Origin of the sequence: Microbispora sp. CL1-1 (assembly GCF_012034195.1) — a bacterium.
Lineage (GTDB): Bacteria > Actinomycetota > Actinomycetes > Streptosporangiales > Streptosporangiaceae > Microbispora.
Genome location: NZ_JAATEK010000041.1, coordinates 12383 through 36677, shown reverse-complemented (window position 1 = coordinate 36677; position 24295 = coordinate 12383). Strand labels below are relative to the sequence as shown.

At 71.7% G+C, this 24295-nt stretch carries 24 protein-coding genes; 11 read left to right on the top strand and 13 right to left on the bottom strand.

All coding sequences use genetic code 11. From position 1 onward, the window contains the following. Positions 1-72: 72 nt before the first annotated feature. The gene (locus HCK04_RS32845) at positions 73-474 is read right to left on the bottom strand and encodes a hypothetical protein (protein WP_260617499.1); all 402 of its coding nucleotides are present in this window, start codon (positions 472-474) and stop codon (positions 73-75) included. A gap of 99 nt (positions 475-573) precedes the next feature. Between HCK04_RS32845 and HCK04_RS32840 the strand changes: the two genes are divergently transcribed. Beyond that, complete coding sequence (locus tag HCK04_RS32840; RefSeq protein ID WP_142651259.1) at positions 574-1566, top strand: diacylglycerol kinase family protein; 993 nt, start codon at positions 574-576, stop codon at positions 1564-1566. A 286-nt stretch (positions 1567-1852) separates the two neighbouring features. Beyond that, positions 1853-2107 (top strand): WhiB family transcriptional regulator, encoded by a 255-nt coding sequence (locus HCK04_RS32835; protein WP_030511444.1) that lies wholly within the window; start codon positions 1853-1855, stop codon positions 2105-2107. 233 nt (positions 2108-2340) lie between these two features. Here HCK04_RS32835 and HCK04_RS32830 read toward each other — a convergent pair whose 3' ends face one another. Then, the gene (locus HCK04_RS32830) at positions 2341-3816 is read right to left on the bottom strand and encodes a PAS domain-containing sensor histidine kinase (RefSeq protein WP_142651258.1); all 1476 of its coding nucleotides are present in this window, start codon (positions 3814-3816) and stop codon (positions 2341-2343) included. A 68-nt stretch (positions 3817-3884) separates the two neighbouring features. On the opposite strand from HCK04_RS32830, the gene HCK04_RS32825 reads away from it, so the two are divergent. The 5 genes from HCK04_RS32825 to HCK04_RS32805 all read left to right on the top strand — a co-directional run bounded on the left by HCK04_RS32825 (position 3885) and on the right by HCK04_RS32805 (position 9358). Beyond that, entirely contained in the window at positions 3885-5072 is a 1188-nt protein-coding gene (locus HCK04_RS32825; RefSeq protein WP_142651257.1) for an 8-amino-7-oxononanoate synthase, read from the top strand. After that, on the top strand, positions 5069-5797 hold the full coding sequence (locus HCK04_RS32820; RefSeq protein ID WP_030511441.1) for a GntR family transcriptional regulator: 729 nt from the start codon (positions 5069-5071) through the stop codon (positions 5795-5797). The genes HCK04_RS32825 and HCK04_RS32820 overlap by 4 nt, the downstream gene beginning before the upstream one ends. A gap of 45 nt (positions 5798-5842) precedes the next feature. Beyond that, positions 5843-6565: a dethiobiotin synthase gene (gene bioD / locus HCK04_RS32815; RefSeq protein WP_142651256.1), complete on the top strand. Its 723-nt coding sequence runs from the start codon at positions 5843-5845 to the stop codon at positions 6563-6565. Between the two features lie 34 nt (positions 6566-6599). Then, positions 6600-7598 (top strand): biotin synthase BioB, encoded by a 999-nt coding sequence (gene bioB / locus HCK04_RS32810; protein WP_142651255.1) that lies wholly within the window; start codon positions 6600-6602, stop codon positions 7596-7598. A gap of 113 nt (positions 7599-7711) precedes the next feature. Beyond that, positions 7712-9358: an acetolactate synthase gene (locus HCK04_RS32805; RefSeq protein WP_142651254.1), complete on the top strand. Its 1647-nt coding sequence runs from the start codon at positions 7712-7714 to the stop codon at positions 9356-9358. Between the two features lie 138 nt (positions 9359-9496). Here the strand turns inward: HCK04_RS32805 and HCK04_RS32800 are convergent, their stop codons facing one another. Further along, the gene (locus HCK04_RS32800; protein ID WP_240972037.1) at positions 9497-11206 is read right to left on the bottom strand and encodes a serine/threonine-protein kinase; all 1710 of its coding nucleotides are present in this window, start codon (positions 11204-11206) and stop codon (positions 9497-9499) included. Between the two features lie 486 nt (positions 11207-11692). Here HCK04_RS32800 and HCK04_RS32795 point away from each other — a divergent pair, with 486 nt between their 5' ends. Further along, entirely contained in the window at positions 11693-12070 is a 378-nt protein-coding gene (locus tag HCK04_RS32795; RefSeq protein ID WP_142651251.1) for a thioesterase, read from the top strand. Positions 12071-12174: 104 nt separating this feature from the next. Here HCK04_RS32795 and HCK04_RS32790 read toward each other — a convergent pair whose 3' ends face one another. The 8 genes from HCK04_RS32790 to HCK04_RS32755 form a co-directional block, all read right to left on the bottom strand. Further along, positions 12175-12387: a biotin/lipoyl-binding carrier protein gene (locus HCK04_RS32790; protein WP_142651250.1), complete on the bottom strand. Its 213-nt coding sequence runs from the start codon at positions 12385-12387 to the stop codon at positions 12175-12177. 31 nt (positions 12388-12418) lie between these two features. Next, positions 12419-13753, bottom strand: a complete 1335-nt coding sequence (locus HCK04_RS32785; protein WP_142651249.1) for a biotin carboxylase N-terminal domain-containing protein — start codon at positions 13751-13753, stop codon at positions 12419-12421. Between the two features lie 133 nt (positions 13754-13886). Beyond that, on the bottom strand, positions 13887-15173 hold the full coding sequence (locus HCK04_RS32780; protein ID WP_260617498.1) for an HD domain-containing phosphohydrolase: 1287 nt from the start codon (positions 15171-15173) through the stop codon (positions 13887-13889). Further along, positions 15170-16525 (bottom strand): HD-GYP domain-containing protein, encoded by a 1356-nt coding sequence (locus tag HCK04_RS32775; RefSeq protein ID WP_142651248.1) that lies wholly within the window; start codon positions 16523-16525, stop codon positions 15170-15172. Before HCK04_RS32775 ends, HCK04_RS32780 begins: the two co-directional genes overlap by 4 nt. Before the next feature lie 335 nt (positions 16526-16860). Further along, positions 16861-17394 (bottom strand): hypothetical protein, encoded by a 534-nt coding sequence (locus tag HCK04_RS32770; protein WP_168066463.1) that lies wholly within the window; start codon positions 17392-17394, stop codon positions 16861-16863. Positions 17395-17458: 64 nt separating this feature from the next. After that, a complete protein-coding gene (locus HCK04_RS32765) occupies positions 17459-18376 on the bottom strand; it encodes an NAD-dependent epimerase/dehydratase family protein (RefSeq protein ID WP_142651247.1) in 918 nt (305 codons plus the stop codon). 169 nt (positions 18377-18545) lie between these two features. Next, positions 18546-18812, bottom strand: a complete 267-nt coding sequence (gene rsrA / locus HCK04_RS32760) for a mycothiol system anti-sigma-R factor (protein ID WP_142651246.1) — start codon at positions 18810-18812, stop codon at positions 18546-18548. Next, a complete protein-coding gene (locus HCK04_RS32755; RefSeq protein WP_079316278.1) occupies positions 18809-19450 on the bottom strand; it encodes a sigma-70 family RNA polymerase sigma factor in 642 nt (213 codons plus the stop codon). Before HCK04_RS32755 ends, rsrA begins: the two co-directional genes overlap by 4 nt. Positions 19451-19699: 249 nt before the next feature. Here HCK04_RS32755 and HCK04_RS32750 point away from each other — a divergent pair, with 249 nt between their 5' ends. Further along, positions 19700-20440, top strand: a complete 741-nt coding sequence (locus tag HCK04_RS32750; RefSeq protein WP_142651245.1) for a methyltransferase domain-containing protein — start codon at positions 19700-19702, stop codon at positions 20438-20440. 85 nt (positions 20441-20525) lie between these two features. Here the strand turns inward: HCK04_RS32750 and HCK04_RS32745 are convergent, their stop codons facing one another. Together HCK04_RS32745 and HCK04_RS32740 are read right to left on the bottom strand one after the other, a co-directional pair. After that, complete coding sequence (locus HCK04_RS32745; protein ID WP_142651244.1) at positions 20526-20858, bottom strand: TraR/DksA family transcriptional regulator; 333 nt, start codon at positions 20856-20858, stop codon at positions 20526-20528. A gap of 173 nt (positions 20859-21031) precedes the next feature. After that, positions 21032-21793, bottom strand: coding sequence for an SOS response-associated peptidase (locus tag HCK04_RS32740; RefSeq protein ID WP_142651243.1), 762 nt, complete (start codon positions 21791-21793; stop codon positions 21032-21034). A 79-nt stretch (positions 21794-21872) separates the two neighbouring features. Here HCK04_RS32740 and aroA point away from each other — a divergent pair, with 79 nt between their 5' ends. Next, positions 21873-23222 carry a 3-phosphoshikimate 1-carboxyvinyltransferase gene (gene aroA / locus HCK04_RS32735; RefSeq protein WP_142651242.1) on the top strand — a complete coding sequence of 450 codons (1350 nt, stop codon included), beginning with the start codon at positions 21873-21875 and terminating at the stop codon, positions 23220-23222. A 40-nt stretch (positions 23223-23262) separates the two neighbouring features. After that, positions 23263-24294, top strand: a complete 1032-nt coding sequence (gene rsgA / locus HCK04_RS32730) for a ribosome small subunit-dependent GTPase A (RefSeq protein ID WP_142651241.1) — start codon at positions 23263-23265, stop codon at positions 24292-24294. Position 24295 lies beyond the last annotated feature (1 nt).

Below are 24295 nucleotides of genomic sequence, written 5' to 3'. Positions count from 1 at the left end.
GGACGACCGCGACGCCGCGCTCCCCCCGGCGGCGCCCGGTCAGTGGTGGATCGCCGCCCGCTCGGAGCCTGTTCAGCGTGCGCCGTCCTCGCCCATGAGGGCGTGGGTGGAGGCCGGCGCGAGCAGCGCGACCAGGGCGACCACCGCCGCGGTGATGAGCGGAACGCCGAACCCGTACTGCGCCGACTGGATGAGGCTGATCGCCACCGGAAGCGCGAATATCTGCGTCACCACGGCCGGGCCCCGGCTCCAGCGCAGCACCTGCCACACGCCCCAGGCCACCCAGAGCAGCAGGGCGCCGCCGAGCACGCCGAATCCGGCCACCGCGATGCTGGTGACCAGGTCGGTGGGTTTGCCGATCACGGTCTCAATGCCGACATAACCCCCCAAAGCCAGGGCGAGCAGGCCCTCCGCGGCCAGGACGACGGCGGCCACGGTCAGGGTCACGGGGCGGCCGGCGGAACTGCTGATCACACCGCACAACCCTACCCGCAGGCACCCGCGCCTCCGTGGGTGAGGCACCGGGGAGGCGTCACCCCGCACGAGCGGTAAACCGTTCGTTAACCTTCAGGCATGCGGGCACTCCTCCTCGTCAATCCCAAGGCGACCTCGACGCACCGGCGCACGCGCGACGTGCTGATCCGGGCGCTCGGCGCCGCCGTCGACCTGTCGGTCGAGGAGACCGCCTACCGCGGCCACGCGACCGCGCTCGCGGCCACCGCGCACGCCAAGGGCTTCGACGCGGTGGCGGTCCTCGGCGGCGACGGCACGATCAACGAGACGGTCAACGGCCTGCTGGACGCCCGCCCCGACGGCGGCGCGAACGAGCGGCCCGCGCTCATCGTGATCCCCGGGGGCAGCGCCAACGTCTTCGCCCGCGCGCTCGGGCTGCCCAACAACCCGGTCGAGGCGACCGGCGCCGCCCTGGAGGCGCTACGCGAGGGACGCCGCCGGACCATCGGTCTGGGACAGGCGATCTGGCACGACGAGGTTTCAGGCCCGGATCCGGGGGCAGGAGCGCCACCTGACCAGCAGAGGTCTAGATATTTCACATTTTGTGCTGGGCTGGGATACGACGCGGAGGTCGTCCGAGCCGTGGAGGGCCTGCGGAGCGCGGGGCGTCGCGCGCTGCCCGCTCTCTACGTGAACACGACGGTCCGCCACTTCTTCGTGACCGACCGGCGGCAGCCGGCGATCCGGCTGACGCGTCCCGGCCGGCCGGCGGAGAACGGGATCTTCATGGCGATCGTGTCCAACACGTCGCCGTGGACGTACGCCGGCACACGTCCGATCAACCCGACGCCGTGGGCCGGTTTCGAGACGGGGCTCGACATGCTCGGGCTCCGGAGGATGAGCCTGCCGACCATGCTCTCGCTCGTCCGGCAGATCATCGGCGAGCACCGGGGATTGCCGCGCGGTAAACACCTCGTTCAGCTTCATGACGAGGCCGAGTTCACGCTCCACGCCTCCCGCCCGGTCGCCTTCCAGCTCGACGGCGACTACCTGGGAGAACACGAGTGGGTGATCTTCCGCGCTATCCCTGACGCATTACAAGTCCTCGTCTAGCTTGTTACATGTAGTCATAGTGTGACGCATCCGACAGCCACGACGGGCAAAACCTTGTCCCAAACCTCTTGTGTGGTGTTGGAACGGCTGAAAAGCTGAACTACGACGTCGGAACGTAGGACCTTTACGGAGACCACAGCCTCCGGAAGGTGCCCCGACGATCACGCGGACAAGCCCGGCCCCCACCCTGGATCCGGGTAACCGTTCGCATCAGCTAGTGAAAGAGTTCACAAAGTTGACGGCCAGAGGAGCCACCGAGGCTCCGCCTTACGAAGGAGTGGAACGCATGGACTGGCGCCACCGCGCTGCCTGCCGTGACGTGGACCCCGAGCTGTTCTTCCCGATCGGGAACACTGGTCCGGCGCTCATGCAGATCGAAGAGGCCAAGCAGGTATGCCGGCGATGCACGGTCGCCGAGTCCTGTCTCAAGTGGGCCCTCGAGTCGGGTCAGGACGCCGGAGTCTGGGGCGGGCTCAGCGAGGATGAGCGTCGCGCTCTCAAGCGCCGGACGGCTCGCGCCCGCGCCCGCGCCGCCGTCTGACTCCCCCGCCGCACGCGAACGCCTTCGGTGAATGCCAGTCGGGGCATTCACCGGATCGCGGGGCCTCGGAGCCCGGCCGGGACTGCCGCGTAGCCTCCCGCCCACAGGGCCTTCTGTCCACCAACGCATCGCGTCCACTATGGCATCCCTCACACGGGTGCCGTGCAGCGGGACCCCCCGTGGAGCCGCCCGCGTACGCGATAGCCCCCGGATATCAGCAGGAGGACCGGATATCAGCAGGGGGATGAGCCCGGCTGCACCGGGATGCTGAGCCTGACCTCGGTGCCCCCGCCGTCTCTCCTGGCCACACCCAGGCGGCCCGACAGCTCGCCGACGACCAGCGTACGGACGATCTGAAGACCGAGGCTCCCCGTGGCCTCCAGGTCGAAGTCCTCGGGCAGGCCCTTGCCGTCGTCGGCCACCGTGAACTCCAGCCGGTCGGCGTCCCGGGAGACGACGACCTGGACGTTCCCGGAGGAGTGGGCGAACCCGTGCTCGACCGCGTTCTGCAGCAGCTCGGTCAGCACCATCGCGATGGGGGTCGCGACCGCGGCGGGCAGCACGCCGAAGCTGCCGACCCGCTTGATGGCCACCTGCGCGAGCGCCACCTCCGCCGTCATCGCGATGACCCGGTCGGCGATGTCGTCGAACTCGACCATCTCCTCCGGCATCTGGGCGAGGATCTCGTGCACGATCGCGATCGAGCCGACCCGCCGTACGGCCTCGTTCAGCGCCTCCTGGCCCTCCGGGTTGTTGAGCCGGCGCGCCTGGAGCCGCAGCAGCGCGGCCACGGTCTGCAGGTTGTTCTTGACCCGGTGGTGGATCTCGCGGATCGTCGCGTCCTTGGTGAGCAGCTCCCGCTCGCGCCGCCGCAGCTCGGTCACGTCGCGGATCAGCACCAGCGCGCCGATGCGGCCCCCGCCGACGATCAGCGGGATCGCCCGGAGCTGCACGACCGTGCCGCCGTTCTCCACCTCGGTCTCCCGGGGTGCCCGCCCGCTGGCGACGAGCATCAGGTCCTCGTTGATCGGCTCGTCGGAGTAGCACAGGGCGGCGGTCGTCTTGCCCAGGTCGGCCCCCACGAGATCGGCGTGCAGGCCGAGCCTGCGGTAGGCCGACAGCGCGTTGGGCGAGGCGTAGGTGACCCGCCCGGCCTTGTCGAGGCGGAGCAGGCCGTCGCCCACCCGGGGCGACCTGACCAGGATCGGCTCCTCCTCCGCGAAGGGGAACCTGCCCTCGGCCACCATCTGCGCCAGGTCGGACGCGCTCTGCAGATAGGTCAGCTCCAGGCGGGACGGCGTGCGCGCCGACGACAGGTTGGTCGAGCGCTGGATGACCCCGATGATCGGGCCGTCCTTGTCGCGCCGCACCGGGATCGTCTCCTCGCGGACCGGCACGCCGCTGGACCAGTCGGGGTCGCCCTCTCTGCAGATGCGGTTCTCGGACCAGGCCACGTCGATCAGCGGCCGGTCCCCGACCGCGATGGACATGCCCACGACGTCGTCGTGATAGACCGTGGGGCCCGTCGTGGGCCGCATCTGGGCCACCGCCACCCACCTCGTGCCGCCCTGGTCGGGCACCCACAGGATGAGGTCGGCGAACGACAGATCGGCCAGCAACTGCCAGTCCGAGACCAGCGAGTGGATCCAGTCGACGCCGGCGGGATCGAGTGCGGTGTGGCGCGACACCAGGTCGCTGAGAGTCGGCACGACTGCATGATGCGCCGCCGCCCGGGTCGAAAGCGAATCGACCATCGCCACCTGGCAAGATGCACCTCATGACAGGGCCGTTGGACAGACTGCGCGCGGCCGCCGCCGAGCGGGAGGCGGCGGGCCTGCGCCGCGTTCTCCGCCCCCGCACGCCCGGCCACGACGGCCTGCTCGACCTGGCTTCCAACGACTATCTGGGGCTCTCGCGGGACGAGCGGCTCGTCGAGGCGGCCGTACGGGCCACCAGGGAGTGGGGAGTGGGCTCGACCGGCTCACGTCTGGTCACCGGCTCCACCCGGCTCCACGCCGAGCTGGAGGACCGGCTCGCCGCGTTCACCGGCGCGGCCGGGGCCCTGGTGTTCTCCTCGGGCTACCTCGCCAACCTCGCCGCGGTCGCCGCCCTCGGGCAGGGCGGCCTGATCGTCTCGGACGCCGGCAACCACGCCTCGATCGTGGACGCCTGCCGGCTGTCGCGGTCGCGGGTCGTGGTGACGCCGCACGGGGACGCGGAGGCGGTGGACAAGGCCCTGGCCGAGCGTGCCGAAGAACACGCCCTGGTCGTCACCGACGCCGTCTTCTCCGTCGACGGCGACCTCGCGCCGCTGCGCGCCCTGCACGAGGCCGCCGTACGGCACGGCGCGCTGCTGGTGGTGGACGAGGCCCACGCGCTCGGCGTGGTGGGCGACCACGGCAGGGGCGCCGTGCACGCGGCGGGCCTCGCCGGCCGCGCGGACATTGTGAGAACCGTCACGTTGTCGAAGTCCCTGGGATCCCAGGGCGGCGCCGTCCTGGGCGCACCCGAGGTGATCGGCACGCTCGTGGACACCGGCCGGTCGTTCATCTTCGACACCGGCCTCGCACCGGCCTGCGCCGGTGCCGCCCTGGCCGCTCTCGACATCCTGGAAAGCACCGATGACCTGCCCGAACGGGCTCGGATGAGAGCCGGGGAACTGGCCGCGCTGGCCCGCGAGCTCGGACTGGAGACGACCGATCCGGCGGCCGCCGTCGTGCCGGTCGTGCTCGGCTCGCCCAGGCTCGCCCTGTCGGCGGCGGCCCTGTGTGCGGAACTCGGGGTCCGCGTGGGATGCTTCCGCCCACCATCGGTGCCTCGGGGCCGGTCCTGTTTGCGGTTGACCGCGAGGGCCGATTTGGGGTCCGATGATCTCGCGGTGGTCCGGGGTGCGCTCACCGCTGTGGCCGATTTGACGATGTTGCCTGAGTTGGGCGATGTGGCCGAGTTGAGGGTGGACAGGTGACGGAGCACAGCGAGGACTCTCCCCGGGTTCCGAAGTACTACGACGTGAAGCGCAGTCTTCTGGAGCTCACCAAGAGCCTGCCCGCGGGCAGCGCGCTCCCGCCCGAGCGCGCCCTCGCGGTGCGCTTCGAGACATCCCGGACGACGGTCCGGCAGGCGCTGTCGGAGCTCGTGGTCGAGGGGAGGCTGCTGCGCATCCAGGGCAAGGGCACGTTCGTCGCCCAGCCCAAGGTCGCCCAGGTCCTGCAGCTCACCTCCTACACCGGCGACCTGCGCACGGTCGGCCTGGAGCCGGACACCAAGATCCTCGACATCAGCTACATCACGGCCGACGAGGCGCTCGGGCGGCGGCTGGCCATCAACCCCGGCAGCCGGGTCCTGCGGATCCACCGCCTGCGCCTGGCCAACGGCGAGCCGATGTCCATCGACACCACGCACCTGTCCGCACGCAGGTTCCCCCGCCTGCGGCGCGAGCTGGAGGTGCACTCCTCGCTGTACGAGACGCTGCACAACGCCTACAACGTGCGGCTGACCGACGCCGAGGAGGTCATAGAGACCGTGCTCGCCACGCCGTACGACGCCCAGGTGCTGGGCGTGGACGTCGGCCTGCCCATGCTGCTGCTGACCCGGCACGCCTTCGACGCCGACGGCAACCCCGTCGAGTACGCCCAGTCGCTCTACCGCGGCGACCGCTACAAGTTCGTCACCCGCCTCCGCCGTCCCTGATCATGCCTCCCGCCTCGCGGGCGGGCAGGCTCTACCCTCGCGGGCATGAGTGTTCTCGTGGTGACCGGGACGGACACCGGGGTGGGGAAGACGGTGGTGACGGCCGCGCTGGCCGTCCTGGCCCTTGAGCGGGGCGCGACGGTCGCGGTGGTGAAGCCGGCGCAGACCGGGGTGACGGCCACGGAGCCGGGAGACCTCGACGAGGTGATCCGCATGTCAGGGGTGACGACGACCTTCGAGATGGCGCGCTACCCCGATCCGCTGTCTCCCGCCGCCGCGGCCCGCGTCTCCGGCATGCCGCCGCTGTCGCTCACGCCGGCGGCGGCGCGGATCGAGGAGCTGGCCGAGTCGCACCGGCTGGTGCTCGTCGAGGGCGCCGGGGGCCTGCTGGTCCGCTACGACGAGGAGGGCGGCACGCTCGCGGATCTGGCGCGGCGGCTGCGCGCCCCCGTCCTCGTGGTGGCGCGCGCCGCCCTGGGCACGCTCAACCACACGGCGCTGACGCTCGAAGCCATGGCGGGCCGGGGCCTCGACCTGGCGGGCGTGGTGATCGGGTCGTGGCCGGCCGATCCGGGGCTCGCCGAGCGGTCGAACGTCTCCGACCTGGAGATGCTCGCCGCCCGGCCGCTGTCGGGCGCGCTTCCGGAGGGCGCGGGCGCGCTCGGCCGGGAGGCGTTCGCCCGCGCCGCCCGCGCCGGGCTGGCGCCCACCTTCGGCGGCATGTTCGACCCTGCCGGATTCCGCTCGACCTTTAAGCTGCCCCTGTGACAGGAGTGCCGCCGAGGACCGACGGGAGCGCCGCGTGACGACCGACATCCTGGAGACCGCCCGGGTTCGGGTTCTGGACGAGGGCAGGGGTCTCGACGCGGCCCAGGCGCTCGAGTGCCTGACGCTGCCGGACGAGCGCCTGCCCGACCTGCTCGCGCTGGCGCACGAGGTGCGGATGAAGTGGTGCGGCCCCGAGGTCGAGGTGGAGGGCATCGTCTCGCTCAAGACCGGCGGCTGCCCGGAGGACTGCCACTTCTGCTCGCAGTCCGGCCAGTTCTCCTCCCCGGTGCGCGCGGCCTGGCTCGACATCCCCTCGCTCGTCCGGGCGGCCGTCGAGACGGCGGCGACCGGGGCGACGGAGTTCTGCATCGTCGCGGCCGTACGCGGGCCCGACCGGCGGCTGATGGACCAGGTGCGCGAGGGCGTCAAGGCGATCCGCGAGGCGGTCGACATCAACGTCGCCTGCTCCCTCGGCATGCTCACGCAGACACAGGTGAACGAACTGGCCGAGATGGGGGTCCACCGCTACAACCACAACCTGGAGACCGCCCGGTCGCACTTCCCGCGCGTGGTCACCACGCACACCTGGGAGGAGCGCTGGGACACCTGCCTCATGGTCCGTGAGGCGGGCATGGAGCTGTGCTGCGGCGGCATCGTCGGCATGGGCGAGACGCTGGAGCAGCGGGCCGAGTTCGCCGCACAGCTGGGCGAGCTGGCGCCCGACGAGGTGCCGCTCAACTTCCTCAACCCCCGGCCGGGCACGCCGTTCGCCGGCCTGCCCCTTCTCTCGGGCACCGAGGCGCTGAAGACGATCGGCACGTTCCGCCTCGCCCTGCCGCGTACGATCCTGCGCTACGCCGGGGGCCGCGAGCTGACCCTGGGCGACCTCGGCACGAGGGACGGCATGCTGGGCGGCGTCAACGCCATCATCGTCGGCAACTACCTGACCACTCTGGGCCGCGCGCCCGAGCGCGATCTGGAGCTGCTCGCCGACCTCAGGATGCCCATCAAGGCGCTGTCCCAGACCCTCTGACGCCGCCGGTGGTGATCGGCTGGAATCCCAGCCTGCGATGGCGGAGTAGCCGCGGCGACACCGGGCATCACTTCTGGAACACCCCAAAGTGACCGACTGGTAGGTTTCACCGTATGGAGTCCCCCAAACACGCAGGCGACATCGCCGTCGCCGTCTCCCAGGCCTACGGCGTGGACACGATGTTCACGCTGTCCGGTGGGCACGTCTTCCCCCTGTACGACGGGGCCGTCCATCAGGACATGCGCATCCTGGACGTGCGCCACGAGCAGAGCGCGGTGTTCGCGGCCGAGGCGACGGCCCGGCTGACCCGCAAGCCCGGCTTCGCGGTGCTCACGGCCGGCCCCGGCATCACCAACGGCGTCTCGGGGGTCGCCACCGCCCACTTCAACGGCTCCCCGGTCGTCGTGCTCGGCGGACGCGCCCCGCGCTCCCGCTGGGGCTCCGGGGCGCTGCAGGAGATGGACCACCCGCCGCTGTTCGAGCCCATCACCAAGCTCGCCTTCACCGCGTCGGGTGCGGACTCCATCGGGCAGGACGTCGAGATGGCCTTCAGGACCGCCCTGGCCCCGCACCGCGGCCCGGTGTTCCTGGACGTCTACATGGACGACCTGTTCTCCCCGTCGCCCGAGTACGTCTCGGAGACGCTGACCCCGTCGCCCCTTGAGCCCGACTCCGAGGCACTCGCCGGCATCGCGCGGCTGCTCGCCGAGGCCGAGCGCCCGGTGCTCGTGCTCGGCTCGGACGTCTGGATGGACCGCGCCGAGGAGGCCGCGCGCGACTTCGCCGAGGAGTGGCGGCTGCCCGTCGTCCCGAACGGCCAGGGCCGGGGCATCCTGCCCTCGGGGCACGAGCTGCTGGTCACCCGCGCCAGGGGCGTCGCCTTCGGCCAGGCCGACCTCGTCATCGTGGTCGGCACCCCGCTCGACTTCCGGCTCGCGTACGGCTGGTTCGGCGGCAAGGAGGGCGCGCCGCTCGCCAGGGTCGTCCACATCGCCGACGCGCCCTCCCAGCTCGCGACGCACACCGGCCTGTCCGGCTCGGCCGCCGGCGACCTGTCGGTCATCTTCTGGGGCCTGTCGGCCGCCTGCGGGGCCGCCGGGGTGAACCCCAAGGCGTACGAACCGTGGGTGAGCAGGCTGAGCGAGGCCACGGCGGCGGCGATCGCCGGGGACGCCCCCCTGCTGGAGTCGGACGCCGACCCGATCCACCCGATGCGCATCTATGGCGAGCTGAACAAGGTGCTCGCCGACGACGCGGTCGTCATCGGCGACGGCGGCGACTTCGTCTCCTACGCCGGCAAGTACGTCGAGCCGCGCAGGCCCGGCAACTGGCTCGACCCCGGCCCGTACGGCTGTCTCGGCACCGGGCTCGGCTACTCCATCGCGGCGCGTCTCGCGCGGCCGTCGTCGCAGGTCGTGCTGCTTCTCGGCGACGGCGCGGCGGGCTTTTCGCTGATGGACGTCGACACACTGGTCCGCCATCGCCTGCCGGTCGTCATGATCTGCGGCAACAACGGCATGTGGGGCCTGGAGAAGCACCCCATGCAGATGCTGTACGGCTACGACGTGGCGGCCGAGCTCCAGCCGCAGTGCCGTTACGACCAGGTCGTCACCGCGCTCGGCGGCGGCGGGGAGCTCGTCACGTCGCCGGACGAGATCGGCCCGGCGCTGCGCCGCGCCTTCGACTCCGGTGTGCCCTATCTGGTGAACATCGCCACCGACCCGGAGATCGCCTACCCGCGCAACACGACCGGTGTGTGACGACCGGGGTGTGACCACCGGGGTGTGACGACCGGTGTGTGACGACCGGTGTGTGACGAGCAGAGTGTGACGAGCAGGGTGTGACCACCGGCGGAGCCCCGCGTACGTCCGTCGCGCGGGGCTCCCGTCCGGCCTGTCTCAGGACGCCGCGGGAGAGCGGCTCCCGGCCGCGGTGGGCGACGGGCTGGGCGAGGGAGACGGGCAGTCCTTCTTCACGGTGAACGTGACCGCCGTGCCCTCCTTGACCATCGTGTTCGCGGCCGGCTTCTGGCTGACGACCGTTCCCTTGCAGTCCCCCTCGCCGTCATAGGCGGGCTTCGGGCTGAGGCCCAGCATGTTGAGCCGCGCCAGCGCGGAGCTCTCGGCCAGGCCCTTGAGATCGGGCACCTTGACCAGACCCGTCGTCGGGCTCGGCGAGGGCGTCGGGGAGGCGGTGGGGCTCGGCGTCGGGCTGGGAGTCGGGCTCGGCGTGGGGCTCGGCCTCCTCGTCCTGGGGGACGGGCTCGGCTGCGTCACCGGCACCTCGCGGGACGGCCTCGCGGAGGGCCGCGTGCCGCGGGTCCGTGACGGAGTCGGGGACGGGTCGGTGGTGGCCACCGTCAGGGACGGCGCGGGCGACTCGGTGACGCCCGACCCGGCCGAGGCCATGTTGATGCCGAGGACGGCCAGACCGCCGACGACGGCGAACGCGGCCACCCCGGCCGCGACGGGCAGCCCCTTGCCGCCCTTGGACCGCTGCGCCGCGCGCCGCGCCGTACGGGAACCCTGCTGCTGCGGAGAGGAGACGGTCGTCGGAGGCACGGCCGGGGCGTCGTTCCACGACTCCCGGGTGACGCGATAGGTGGCGCCGGCGGCCGGCACGGCCTCCGGCCCGCCCTGGTAGGGATGTGCCTGGGTGGCCGCGCCCGTGGGCGGAGGCACGGCCCCCATGCCCGTGGAGGCCGGGGCCCCCGTGACGCTCTGCGGGCCGTATCCCCCTCCGGCGAGACCCTGCGGGCCATAGCCGGGCGCGGCGTCCGGGAGCGCGGCGCCCGGAGGCAGCACCGACTGCCGGGCGGCCTGGCTCATCGCGGCGGCGGACGGCCAGCGGCGCGCCGGATCCTTCGACATGGCCCGTTCGACGATGGCCCGGACGGCGGGCGGCACGTCCGGCGGCAGCGGCGGCGGCTCCTCGCGGATGTGCTTGAGCGCGATCGCCACGGGCGATTCGCCGTCGAAGGGACGCTGCCCGGCCAGGCACTCGTACGCCACCACGCCCAGCGCGTAGATGTCCACGGCGGGTGTGACCGGGGCGCCCTCGGCCTGCTCGGGCGCGCAGTAGGCCGCGGTGCCGAGCACCATTCCGGCGTCGGTGAGGCGGCTGCCCTGGTCGGCGCGGGCGATGCCGAAGTCGGTCAGCACCAGCGTGCCGTCGGACCGCACCAGCAGGTTGCCCGGTTTGATGTCACGGTGCACGATCCCCCGCTCGTGCACGGCCTGGAGGGCGGAGGCGGCCTGCGCGATGAGCTCCATCGCGGGCTCGGCGCCGATGCGGCCGAGGCGCATCAGCAGTCGGTCGAGCGGCTCGCCGTCGACGAACCGCATGACGAGGTACGCGGTGGAGCCGTCGCCGGGGACCTCGGTGACCCCGTAGTCGTAGACGTCGACGACACCGGGGTGGTTGATGGTCGCCATCGCGCGGGCCTCGCCCTGGAAGCGGACGGCGAATCCGGGGTCGTCGAGACGACCGGGGAGAAGCACCTTGACGGCGACGGTGCGCGCGAGGACGGTGTCCTCACCACGCCATACCTCGCCCATGCCCCCGGCGCCGAGCCGGGCGTCCAACCGGTAACGCCCAGCCAGGGTCATGCCTTGGGCCACCATTTGCGCCCCGTACCCCCTAAGTCAATCGACCCCCGAAGGTGTCCAACAAAGCAGGTTCGTGTCGCGGGTTGATAACGACAACTTCACGGAACCCTGTACGCGTAAGGGATCCAGGCTCGGGGGATCGAAGGTCGAGCCTACCTGTTACCCGCCCGTACTACCGTGCACCGAGCACCGTGCCGTCCAGTTCCTGGGCGTGACCTGGACGACCATGCGGCGGCGGCAGTGCGGGCAGTAACGCGGTGGCTCCATCACCCTGGCGGCCAGACAGGCCGCGTGATCACCGTTGCCTGCCGGACGGCCGCAGTGATCGCAGTAGAGGTCCACAGTGCACCACCTTAACCGCTACCGCCTCCGACGTCCGGAAAGCACATGGAGTCCCCGTCGCCTTCTAAGACGCTCCGCGGTCCCGATTAGTTGCCTGCGGCCTCCGCGGGCACCGGGGAACGACGACCCAATAGGCTGACCCGCATGAGTGTTGCTCCAGGTCTGCGCGCCGAGGTCCTCATCATGGTGGAGCGCTCGGACACGGCGATCCGGGTCGGCAGCGGCGACGTGCCGGTGCTGGGCACGCCGCGGCTGCTGTCGTTCGCCGAGGGAGCCACGGTCAAGGCCGTCCAGCAGCACCTGGAGCCGGGGCAGACCACGGTGGGGACCAGGGTGCTGATCGAGCATGGGCTGCCCAGCCCGGTCGGGATGCACGTCGAGATCAGCGTCGAGCTCACGGAGGTGGACGGCAGGCGCCTCGTCTTCGCCGTCAGGGCCGTCGACAAGACCGGCGCCCTGGTCGCCACGGGCACGATCGAGCGGGTCGTCGTCGACCGGGAACGGTTCCTCTCCCGCCTCTGAACGTCCCGCCTCCGAGCACCCGCCTCCGAGCACCCGTCTCCGAGCGCCCGTCTCCGAACGTCCCGTCTCCGGACTCCCGGCACCGGCGGTCCGGCCGGCCCGCGCTACTCGATGACGGCGATGAGGTCTCCCTCCTGGACGACGTCACCCTCCTTCACGTGGAGCTTCGAGACGGTCCCGGCGTCCTCGGCGACGACGGGGATCTCCATCTTCATCGACTCCAGAATCACCAGGGTGTCGCCCTCTTCGACGACCCCACCCTCGCTCACGAGGATCTTCCAGACGTTCGCCACCATCTCGGCGCGCACCTCGGCCACCCGGGCACTCCCCTCAACGTAATTCAGCAGATCAGGCTTTTCTCATCCGGGAGACCAGCCCGGTGTCATAGTTCCCGCTCACGAACTCGGGATGGTCGAGCAACTCGGCGCAGAACGGCAGGTTGTTCTTCGGGCCCTCGACACGGAACGCGGCGACGGCCTCCCGGCCCCGCTCCAGCGCCTCCTCGCGGGTGGCGCCGACGACACAGAGCTTGGCCATCAGCGGATCGTAGAACGGCGTGACGGTGTTGCCCGCCGCGTATCCCGAGTCGATGCGCACTCCCTCACCTGCCGGCTCCTCCCAAACGCCGATCTTGCCAGGACCCGGCAGGAACCTGCGGGGGTCCTCGGCGTAGACGCGGAACTCTATCGCGTGGCCGTTAACGCGAGGTTCCAGGGAGTAGGTCTCGCCGGCCGCGATCCGGATCTGGTGCTCCACGAGGTCGAGACCGGTGACCAGTTCGGTGACGGGGTGCTCCACCTGGAGCCGGGTGTTCATCTCCAGGAAGACGAAGTCCTGGGCGTCCGCGTCCACCAGACACTCCACCGTGCCCGCGCCGCGGTAGGCCACGGCCTCTCCCGCCCGTACGGCCGCCGCGAGCATCCGCTCGCGCAGCTCGGGGGACACGCCGGGGGACGGGCTCTCCTCCACGACCTTCTGGTGACGCCGCTGGACGGAGCAGTCACGCTCGCCCAGGGCGACCACGGTGCCGTCGGCGAGACCGAGGATCTGCACCTCGACGTGCCTGGCCCGCTCGATGTAGCGCTCGAGCAGGATGGCCGGCTCACCGCCGAAACGGGCCGCCGCCCGGGTGGCCTGCTCGAACGCCTTGGCCAGCGACTCGGCGTCGCGCGCCACGCCCATGCCGATCCCGCCGCCCCCGCCGGCCGCCTTCACCATCACGGGGAACCCGATCTCCTCGGCGGCCCGCTCGGCCTGCGCGAGGTCGGAGACCGGCTCCCTGGTGCCGGCGGCGACCGGCACGCCCGCGGACTCCATCAGGTTGCGGGCGTTGATCTTGTCGCCCATCCGCTCGATGGCCTTCGGGTCCGGGCCGATCCAGGCGAGACCGGCGTCGATCACCGCACGGGCGAACGCGGCGTTCTCCGCGAGGAACCCGTATCCGGGGTGAATCGCCTGCGCTCCCGTCGTACGGGCGGCCTGGAGGACCTTGTCGACGTCGAGGTAGCTCTGGGCCGGGTTCGCGGGGCCGAGCAGCACGGCGTCGTCGGCCTCACGCACGAACGGCAGGTCGGCGTCCGCCTCGGAGTGGACCGCGATGGCGCGCAGCCCCATACCCCGCACCGTACGGATGATCCGGCGGGCGATTTCACCACGATTGGCGACGAGAACTGAGTCGAACACGCACCCAACTCTAGGGTGATCCCCCGCTCCGTCCCCCCGCCCCTTCCGACTGAACGCGGGGGCCGAATCTGTAGGGTCGCCACAACAACGACGGGCCCGGCGTGCCGTTGGAGACGTTCCGATGCTACGTCTGCTACAAGCGTGTGACGAGCACGAGCCGGTCGACGACGCGCGCCATCGCCTCCACCACGCCGGGGTCGTAGGCCGTTCCCCCGTCGAGGCGCAGCCGCTCCAGCGCCGCCGCCGCGCGGTCCCTGTCGGTCGATCCGCCCACGAGGTCGTCGTACGCGTTGGCGGCCTTGATGATGCGGCTGGCGATGGGCGGCGACTCGCCGAGGGTCTCGCACTGCCGCCTGACGATCTCCGCGACGCTGTGGAGGACGCCGGTCTTCCTGATCACCTCGGCGCCCAGCTCGGCGATCTGCCGCGCCTGCGCGGGGTCGGCCAGCACGGTCGCGCCTCCGGGGATGGGGTCGCGCAGCGACAACTGGCCGATGTCGTGCATGAGCGCGGCGTATTCCAGCTCCAGCAACTGCGGCTCGGCCATGCCCAGCTCCCGGCCGATGGCCACGGAAAGCTGGCTGACGCGGCGCGAGTGGCCCGGCTCGACATAGCCGCCGACCTCGGTGACCCGGCTCAGCGCGCGCACGGTCTGCAGGTAGGTCGCCCGGATGCCGGCGTACTTGCGGAACGCCACCTGCGTGACGAGGAGCGGCGCGGCGAACGCGGGCAGCGCGGTCATGTCCATGCTGTGCGAGGCGAGCGCGAGCAGGATGCCCGAGGCCGCGACGGCGGCGCCGAGCGGCGCGCCCATCCTGATCTCGTCCCGTACGGCCACGCCGAACGCGGTCCTGACCTGGTCGGCACGGAGCATGGCCGCGATCACCACGTCGGCCGCGAGCATGACCGTGACGAGCACGGCCATCACGCCGAGCGCAGGCCACCAGTTGCCGTGCCGGTCGGTGTCCCGCGCGAGCTCCCCCAGCGGGCCGCTGAGCGGCCGGTAGGCGAAGGCGAGCAACGACCCGGCGAGCAGCCGCCGGGCCATCGCGTCGAGACGCGGCGGCCTGCCGACCGCCAGATGCGGCAGCCCGCCCGCGATCATGCCGACCGCCATCACCGCCACGACCTGCAGGGCCGAGTGGTTCGCCGGCCGGCCGCCGACGTCGAGCAGCAGGGCGTATCCGAGGGAGGCGGCGGTGGAGATCGGGGCGACCTCGCGGTTGCCCGGCATCGTGAGCCGGGCCAGCTCTCCGGCCGCGATGAGCGCGCCGAAGCCGATGGCGACCCGCGCGTCGGTCAGGCCCACCGCGGCGGTGTGGGCGATCCCGGCCACGGTCAGCATCCCGGCGGCGCAGATGAGCAGGAGCTGGCCGGAGTCGAGCCCCACCGGCCTGGCCGTCAGCCGACGCTCTCTCACCGCTCCGACACCACCTGGATGGGCGTCGTCGGGTCGTCGTGGTCCTTCACGGTGGTCTCCACGGCGGTGTCGTCCATGGGTGCGGGCACCGGCTGCGCCAGGTCCCAGCCGTGCCGGTCGAGCGCCTTGACGAACGCGCACACCATGTCGGGGTCGAACTGGGTCCCGGCGTTCTTGCGCAGCTCCGCCACCGCGAACTCGATCGACTTGGCCTTGCGATAGGAGCGGTCGGAGGTCATGGAGTCGAACGCGTCGGCCACCGCGATGATCCGGGCGAACTCGGGGATCTCCGAGCCGGCCAGGCCCATCGGATAGCCCTTGCCGTCATGTCGTTCATGGTGGTGCATGATCCCGGCGAACGCCTCGTCGAGGAAGTCGATGCCCCGCACGATCTCCAGCCCGCGCATCGGGTGAAGCTGGATCGCGGCGTACTCCTCCTCGGTCAGGCGGCCGTCCTTCTGCAGCACCTTGGTCGGCACGCCGAGTTTGCCCACGTCGTGGAGCATGCCCGCGTATCGGATCGCGCGCAGCCGCTCGGTGCCCATCCCGATCTCCTCGGCGATCATGGACGACGCCGCGGAGACCCGCGTGCAGTGCCCGCGCGTGTAGTAGTCCTTGGTCTCCACCGCCTGGCACAGCGCCGCGATGGTCGCGTCGTACGCCCGCTGCTCGGCGTGGTAGTGCCCCAGCGCCCACCGGGCCACGAACAGCGGCAGCAGCACGAGCACGGCCGAGATCGACTGCACCGTCGACCACAGGGCCGCGATCAGCAGGCCGAAGGTGGCGAAGCCGACGTAGGAGCCAAGGAACTGCACCGTCGCGCGGAACGACACCTGGTCTCTGTGCACCCCCGACGCCAGCCGCAAAATGACCGCGGTCAGTGCGAAGTTGACGGCCACGAAGACCATCGCCGCCGCGGCGTACGGCACGAGGATGCCCGGGAAGTCGGAAGGCTCGGGCAGCGCGGCCCGTCCCCCCGCGCTCTCGTAAGCCCACCCGGCGGCGTACCCGCACAGGGCGTACTGCGCGCCGTTGAACAGCCGTTTCACCATCGGCAGGCCGGGGCGCACGCTCACGACGGCGGCCAGCCCCACCAGCGCCGCGCCCACCGGGCCGACCAGCACCACGGCGGCCAGCGCGGCGGAGAAGCTCACCGACATCGCGACGTTCGGCACGTTGAGCAGCGTCGGCACCGACTCGCAGAGCAGGAAGAGCAGCGCCAGAACGAGAAGCGCCGACCAGTCCTCCGCCACGAGCCCGTGATGCGAGAGGAGACCGCGCGTGATCACCAGACCCGCGGTTCCGACGAGTGCGACGAAGTAGACCCTGGCGGGCCACGGCAGTTCCCGCATGGCGGCCACCTTGACTGCGGTTCGGACCCGTGGGCCGGTCCTGCCGGACCGGCCCACGGGCAGTGACTACGTCCAGGAGATCCCCGGGGTGCCGGCCGCGAGACCGGCCAGAGCCACCACCGGAGTGAGCAGCGCCAGCGCCACTATCAGCCTGACGACGGTCTTCCCAAGCATTGCGCCGCCTCCACGTCGATGTCGCACTCAGGCTACAGAAGGGCCGACCGCCACTCCGGGATGTCGCGACCATCGCAGCCAAACCGTAACCAAGCCATCACACCGCGTGCAATTGCACCGGTATGTCGGTGCTGTTTCAGGGGGTCAACCGGGCCATCAGCCTATGGACGCCGCATCCGCCACGTGCCCTCCCGGTAGGCGGTGGTCAGGGCCTTCCCGACGTACGAGCGGGTCCGGACCGTGCCGTTCGTCGTCGTGACGCAGGAGTTCGCCTCCTCGGCGCTGCCCACCCACAGCGCCGAGCCGTCGGCGTACGCGAACCGGACCAGGTAGTTCGTCATCGGCCCGCCCATCTGCGTGCACACACCATCGGCCCTGCCGGTGGTCACCGGCAGGTACGCGAGGTCGCGGGCCATCACCGCCGCCTGGTCCGTCAGCGTCCGCGACCCGCCGAGCCGTTCGCCGCCCGGGTCGGTGTTGACGCCGGGATAGGCGCAGATCAGCGCGCGAACCGGCGCGCCGGGCACCAGCGACTCGTCCGCGCCGTCGACGTCCACGGCGTCCGGCACCCAGCCGCCGATGCCCTCCCCGCCCCAGCGCTGCAGGCACGCGTCGGGCACCGCCTTCGGCTCCGGAGCGCACCCGGCCAGTACGGCTCCCGCGCACAGGGCGGCGGCCATGAAGATCGAACGCACACGCATACGGATCAGACGTCCCGTCATGCCCGGCCGGTTCACCGCCGGTGGTGGCCGAAGCCGGTCAGACGAGCGCCTGGCGGGCCCATTCGACGGTGGCCTTGAGGCCCGTGGGCAGGTCGTGCCGGGGACGCCAGCCGAGGGCCTCGTACGCCGGAGCGGGATCGACGGCCATCGCGGGCAGGTCGCCCAGGCGAGGCGGCTCGAAGCCCGGCTCGTCGGGCGCACCGGCCGCCGCGGCGATCAGGCGGTGCAACTCGCGGTCGGTGGTCTGGACGCCGGTGCCGAGGTTGACCCGGCGCCCGTCGCCCCGGGGCCCGCAGGCGCGGGCGAAGCCGTCCACCACGTCCTCCACGAAGACGTAGTCGCGCGTCTGGGAGCCGTCGCCGAACACGACCGTCGGCTTTCCCGCGAGCAGGGCGTCGGTGAAGATGGCGACCACCCCGGCCTCGCCCTCGGGCGACTGGCGCGGCCCGTAGACGTTCGACAGCACGAGCGTGGTGTATTCGAGCCCGTACAGCGCCCGATAGGTGGCGAGGTACAGCTCACCGCCGAGCTTGGAGGCGGCGTACGGCGAGCGGGGATCGGTGTGGGCGTCGCCGGGCACCGGGATCACGGCCGGCCTGCCGTAGACGGCGACGGAGGAGGCGTAGACGATCTTGCGAGCGCCGGCGCGGCGGGCGGCCTCCAGGACGTTCACCGTGCCCTCGATGTTGACCCTGGCGTCGGTCACCGGGTCGGCCACGCTCCTGCGCACGCTGATCTGCGCGGCGAGGTGACAGACGACCTCCGGCCGCCAGCGCTCCGCGAGCTCGGCGAGCGCGGGGTCGCGCACGTCCATGACGTGCAGGGGGGCGTCGGGGTTGCGCACGTTGCCGGACGACAGGTCGTCCACCACCGCGACCTCGTGGCCGTCCGCCAACAGCCGATCGACGAGGGTGGAACCGATGAACCCCGCCCCGCCCGTGACCAGTGCCCGCATGTCCCCGTCCTTCCCCCGGCTGTAACGGAAGATCCTAACGAGCATTGCCCCGGCACGGCCCGGTCACGCCCCCACGGTGGAGGCACGCCCGGCGGCGGCAGGGCACGGCGCGAAGACGCGCGGCCTCAGCCTCCCACAACCGGCGGACGAGCCCCGGACCGGTCCTGGACTACTCCGCCATCTGGGCGCGTACCTGCTCGATCCGGGTGAGCACCTTGCTGCGCAGGTCGTGCGGGACGGGGTCGCACCCGCAGTGCTTGGCGACGAGCCGCTTGACGGCCTCCTCGAGCCCGTACTCCTCCAGGCAGGGAGAGCACTCGTCGAGATGCTGCCTGATCTTGGCGATGCGGTCGCTGTCCAGCTCACCGTCCAGGTAGGTGTACACCCGGTCGAGCACCTCGCTACACGGGGTGTCGTGGTGTTTCCCGCAGCTCATCGCTCCTCCTCGCCAAGCGTCCCGCCGAGACCCGCGCCGCGGGAGTCCGACCGCACGAGGCCGCGCTCGCGCGCGTAGTCCTCAAGCTGGTTGCGCAGCTGCCGGCGGCCACGGTGAAGGCGCGACATCACGGTCCCGATGGGCGTGCCCATGATGTCGGCGATCTCCTTGTACGGGAAGCCCTCGACGTCCGCCAAATAGACGGCGATGCGGAACTCCTCGGGGAGCGCGGCGAGAGCGTCCTTCACGTCACTGTCGGGAAGGTGCTCCAGCGCCTCGATCTCGGCCGACTTCAGCCCGCTCGACGTGTGCGACTCCGCCCGCGCGAGCTGCCAGTCCTCGATCTCCTCGGTGCCCGCCTGCTTGGGCTCCCGCTGCTTCTTCCGGTAGCTGTTGATGAACGTGTTGGTGAGGATGCGGTAGAGCCAGGCCTTGAGGTTCGTCCCCTCCTGGAACTGGTGGAAGGAGGCGAACGCCTTGGCGAAGGTCTCCTGGAGAAGATCCTCCGCATCCGCTGCGTTTCGGGTCATCCGGAGCGCGGCCGAGTAGAGCTGATCGAGAAACGGCATGACGTCGCGCTCGAACCGCTCACTGCGCTGCTCCAGAGTCTCCTCGGCTGTCTTGGAGACCGGACCCACCCCCTTCAGGACACCGTACCCAGCCGAGGATACCGGCCCGGCAACGTCGAGCCCGTCGAGGCCTTCTGGCAGCACCAACGTCTTCATGCACAACTGCAACAGGGCGGGCGTAGAGTCTGTTCCCGGTGCAGATTGAGGTGACGAACGACCCGGTGCGGGGAAAAAAGTAAGCACCGGCTTGGTAGCCCGGAAACCGAGTTTCGCTGCCGCACGCCCATGCGCGGGGCAGCCAGAGTCCAGGAGTCGCTCGTGCTGCCTATACCGGCCAACGAACTCAACGGCTCGGGCACGCTCGGACCGTACTGGACCTTTTATCACGCGGTGGTCGCCGAACAGCTGCGCCAGTGGTTGCCCGGCCGTCCGTCTCTGCTGCTGGATCTGTCCGGCGGACGGGGGCGGTGGCCGGCCCAGGCCGCGCGCGGCGGACACCGGGTGATCGAGGTCATGGACTTCCGCAGGCCGGCGGAACCGTGGTTGCGTGACGCCTCCGAGCGAATACAGAAGGTGCGCGCCGACAACCTGGGCTTCCTGCCCGACGGCAGCGTGGACGGCGTGATCGCCGAGGAGCGCGCGCTGTCGGTCGAGATCATGGCCGAGTCCGTCATCGAGGACGTGGCCCGGGTGCTGCGGCCCGGCGGGCGCGCGCTGCTGTGCGTCGACTCACTGGTCCTCGGCATGGCGATCCTGGCCGAGCAGAACTACTGGGCGCACCTGTGCCAGACGGGCGAGGTCATGCTCATCCCCTGGCCCGACGGCAGCATCACCCGATGCTTCACCAGCCAGCAGATCCGCGAGCTGATCACCGGCGCCGGCCTGGAGGTGGAGTGGGTGCGCCCGCGCACCGTGCTGTCCCCCTCCACCGTCGACCACGTGCTGAGCGGCGAGAGCAAGTCGCTGTCCTGGCTGGTCCGCACCGAGCTGGAGACCCAGGCCGACGGCGACGACACCGTCGGCATCCACCTGGTGGCCAGCGCCCGCAAGCCCCTGTGAACGCTTTCCCGGACGCCCGCCCGGGCGGGTGTCCGGGAGAGCGTCCGGGCGTTGTCCTGGCCGTGTTCGGGCAGGCGCCGGCCGGTCACCGGCGGCGCTCGGCCCGCGACTGGCACTGCACGCAGCGGGCCGCCTCGGGGCGGGCCTCCAGCCTGCCCTCGGGCACGAGCGTGCCGCAGTCGACGCAGCGGCCGTAGCCGCCGTCGTCCAGCCTGCGCAGCGCGGCCAGCACGGCCGTACGCTGCCGGGAGGCGGCGTCGAGCATGGCCCGGGTCCGGTCGGCGTCGGTGAGGTCGGCTCCCGCGTCGGCGAGCGATCTGTCGTGTCCGGCGGCCGGATCCCCACGCAGCACGCTGATCGACCGGTCGAGCTCGGCGAGCATGCTTTCCAGGCGCATACGCGCGGTCGCGACGTCCACGAATCCGCACCTCCGGGAGTGGGGGAGTCACCCGTCCAGGAGCCCCCGGTCTCCTGGAAGGTCCGCGGCCGATCACCTTCCGTGCGGCCGCTTTCTCGAACGGATGCCCACTTCGCGCGCCGCTTACACCCCTGACCTGCCCACCGTCCGCCGGCGCGGGTAGGGGTCGTACGTCAGAACAGGCGCGGGACGTCGTCGCCTTCGAGGGGCTCGATCAGCTCGGGACCGTTGTGGCGGACGCTGTTCACGGCGTCGGAGACGGCGTACGCCTCCAGCCGGTCCGGGCCGGCCGGGACGAGCAGGCCGGTGGGGTCGGTCACGCGCGGGTCGAGCCACTCCGTCCAGCGGTCGCGCTCGACCATCATCGGCATCCGGTCGTGGATGCGGCCCAGCTTGTCCGTCGCCGTGGTGGTGATCACCGTGCAGGTGCACAGCCACTTCAGCGGGTCGTCGTCCGGCCGGGTGGGGTCCTTCCAGAACTCGTACAGGCCGGCCATCGCGAGCACGCCGCCGTCGGCGGGGTGGATGAAGAACGGCTGCTTCTTCTTCCCTTCCAGCGGCATCCACTCGTAGTAGCCGTCCGCCGGGATCAGGCAGCGCCGCGACTTCAGCGCCCTGCGGTAGGACGGCTTCTCCGCCACGGTCTCCACCCTGGCGTTGATCATCCGCGCGCCCACGGACGGGTCCTTGGCCCAGCTCGGCACGAGCCCCCACCGGACCACCCGGAGCTGCCTGACCGGCTCGTCGCCCGGGCGCTCGCCGCCGTCGTCCTTCGGCACCCGGCTCATGACCGCGTACACGTTCTTCGTGGGCGCGACGTTGTAGTCGGGCCGCAGCTCGCCGCCGGGCACCTGGTCGGGCACCCCGTCCAGCTCGACCTGGAACTCCTCCAGCAACTCCTGCTTCTTGCGCGCAGACGCGTACCTCCCGCACATGCTCCCAAGACTGCCACTCGGGCGGGCCGCCCGCGCTCTCGCGACAGTGCGGAGGAGCGTGCGCGACTAAGCTTGCGGCATGGCCTCTCCGCAGTCCGCGTCCGGCGGCGCCGAGCCGCACGCCGTCCACCAGAACGCCGCCGCGCCGCTCTGGCCCGCTCCGGTGGCCGCCGAGCCGGTCCGTGCGACGGTCCGCCTGCCCGGCTCGAAGTCGGTGACAAACCGGGCGCTGCTGCTCGCCGCGCTGGCCGACGCCCCCGGCACCGTACGGCTCGCGCTGCGCAGCCGCGACGCCGACCTGATGGCGGCCGCGCTGCGCTCGCTCGGCGCCGAGATGACGCCGTCCAACGAGAGCGCCGACAGCGTGGACTGGTCGGTGACCCCACATCCCGTACGCGGCGGGGCATCGGTGGACGTCGGGCTGGCCGGGACCGTGATGCGGTTCGTGCCCCCGGTCGCCGCGCTGGCCGACGGGCCGGTCTTCTTCGACGGCGACGAGCACGCGCGCAAGCGGCCGATGGGCCCGATCCTGGGCGCGCTGCGCGCGCTCGGCGCGTCGGTGGACAACGACGCGCTGCCGTTCACGATCCGCGGGCCGATCCCCGGCGGCGAGGTCACCCTCGACGCGTCGTCCTCCTCGCAGATGGTCAGCGGCCTGCTGCTGGCCGCCGCGCGCTTCGAGAAGGGCGTGACGGTGCGGCACGACGGCCCGCCCGTCCCGTCGATGCCGCACATCGAGATGACCGTGCAGATGCTGCGTCAGGCCGGGGTCGAGGTGGACGACTCCGAGCGCGACGTGTGGCGGGTGCAGCCCGGCCCGATCCGAGCCAGGGACGTCACGGTCGAGCCCGACCTGTCGAACGCCGCTCCCTTCCTCGCGGCGGCCCTGGTCACCGGCGGCTCGGTCGTCGTGCCCGACTGGCCGGAGGAGACGACGCAGGGCGGCGACGCGCTTCGCGGGCTGCTCGCCGAGATGGGCGCACGGGTCGAGCGGGTGCCGGAGGGCCTGCGGGTCACCGGCGAGGGCGGGGTGCACGGCATCGACGCCGACCTGCACGACGTCAGCGAGCTCACCCCCACGATCGCCGCGCTCGCCGCCCTGGCCGACGGCCCGTCCCGCATCCGCGGTGTGGCGCACATCCGGGGGCACGAGACCGACCGGATCACCGCCCTCGCCACGGAGATCAACCGGCTGGGCGGCGACGCCCGGGAGACCGACGACGGCCTGGAGATCCACCCCCGGCCGCTGAGCGGCGGCGTCTTCCACTCCTACGCCGACCACCGCATGGCCACGGCGGGCGCGGTCATCGGCCTGGTCGTGCCGGGCGTCGAGGTCGAGGACATCGCGACGACGGCCAAGACACTGCCCGAGTTCCCCCGCATGTGGGCCACGATGCTGGGCGGCGCACCGGGCGAGGAGACGGCATGAACCGCGGGCCGATGCCTGCCGGGCGATCGGGGCGCGGGCACTGAGAAAGCGGCAATACGACGAGGACGACGTCAGGGTCCGGCCGGGCAAGGGCTCACGGCCGCGGACCCGGATCCGGCCTGCCCACAGCGAGGCCGTCGAGGGCTTCGTGGTGGCCGTCGACCGCGGGCGTTACACCTGCCTGGTCGGCGAGGGCGTCCCCCGCGCCACGACGCCGAAGAAGCGGCGGGGCGAGCGCACCCTCGTCGTGGCCATGAAGGCACGTGAACTCGGCCGCAAGGGCATCGTGGTGGGCGACCGCGTGGCGCTGGTGGGCGACGTGACCGGGCAGCCCGACACGCTGGCGCGCATCGTCCGCGTGGAGGAGCGCACCTCGATGCTGCGCCGCAGCGCCGACGACGTGGACGACATCGAGCGCCCCATCGTCGCCAACGCCGACCAGCTGGTCATCGTCACCGCGCTCGCCGATCCCCCGCCGCGCCCCCGGATGATCGACCGGATGCTCGTCGCGGCCTACGACGCCGACATCGAGCCGCTGCTCTGTCTCACCAAGGCCGATCTGGCCCCCGCCGACGACCTCGTCGCGATGTACGAGCCCCTCGGCGTGCCGTACGTGGTCGTGCGCAAGGGCGGCCCGGTCGACGACCTGGCCGAGGCGCTCGCCGACCGGATCAGCGTGCTGGTCGGCCACTCCGGGGTCGGCAAGTCGACCCTGGTCAACGAGCTGGTGCCGCACGCCCGCCGGGCCGTGTCCCACGTGAACGCCGTGACCGGCCGCGGCAGGCACACCTCCACCTCGGCGGTCGCCCTGGAGCTGCCGGGAGGCGGCTGGATCATCGACACCCCCGGGGTGCGCAGCTTCGGGCTCGCCCACATCTCGGTGGAGACCGTGCTCGCCGCCTTCCCCGACCTGGTGGACGCCACGACCGAATGCCCCAAGGGCTGCACCCACCTCGGCGACGACGACTGCGCTCTCGACCGCTACGTCGCGGAGGGGCACGCGGATCCCGCACGCCTGGAGTCTCTGCGGCGGCTGCTCGCCAGCCGCGAGGGCTCCGCCGACGACGACTAGC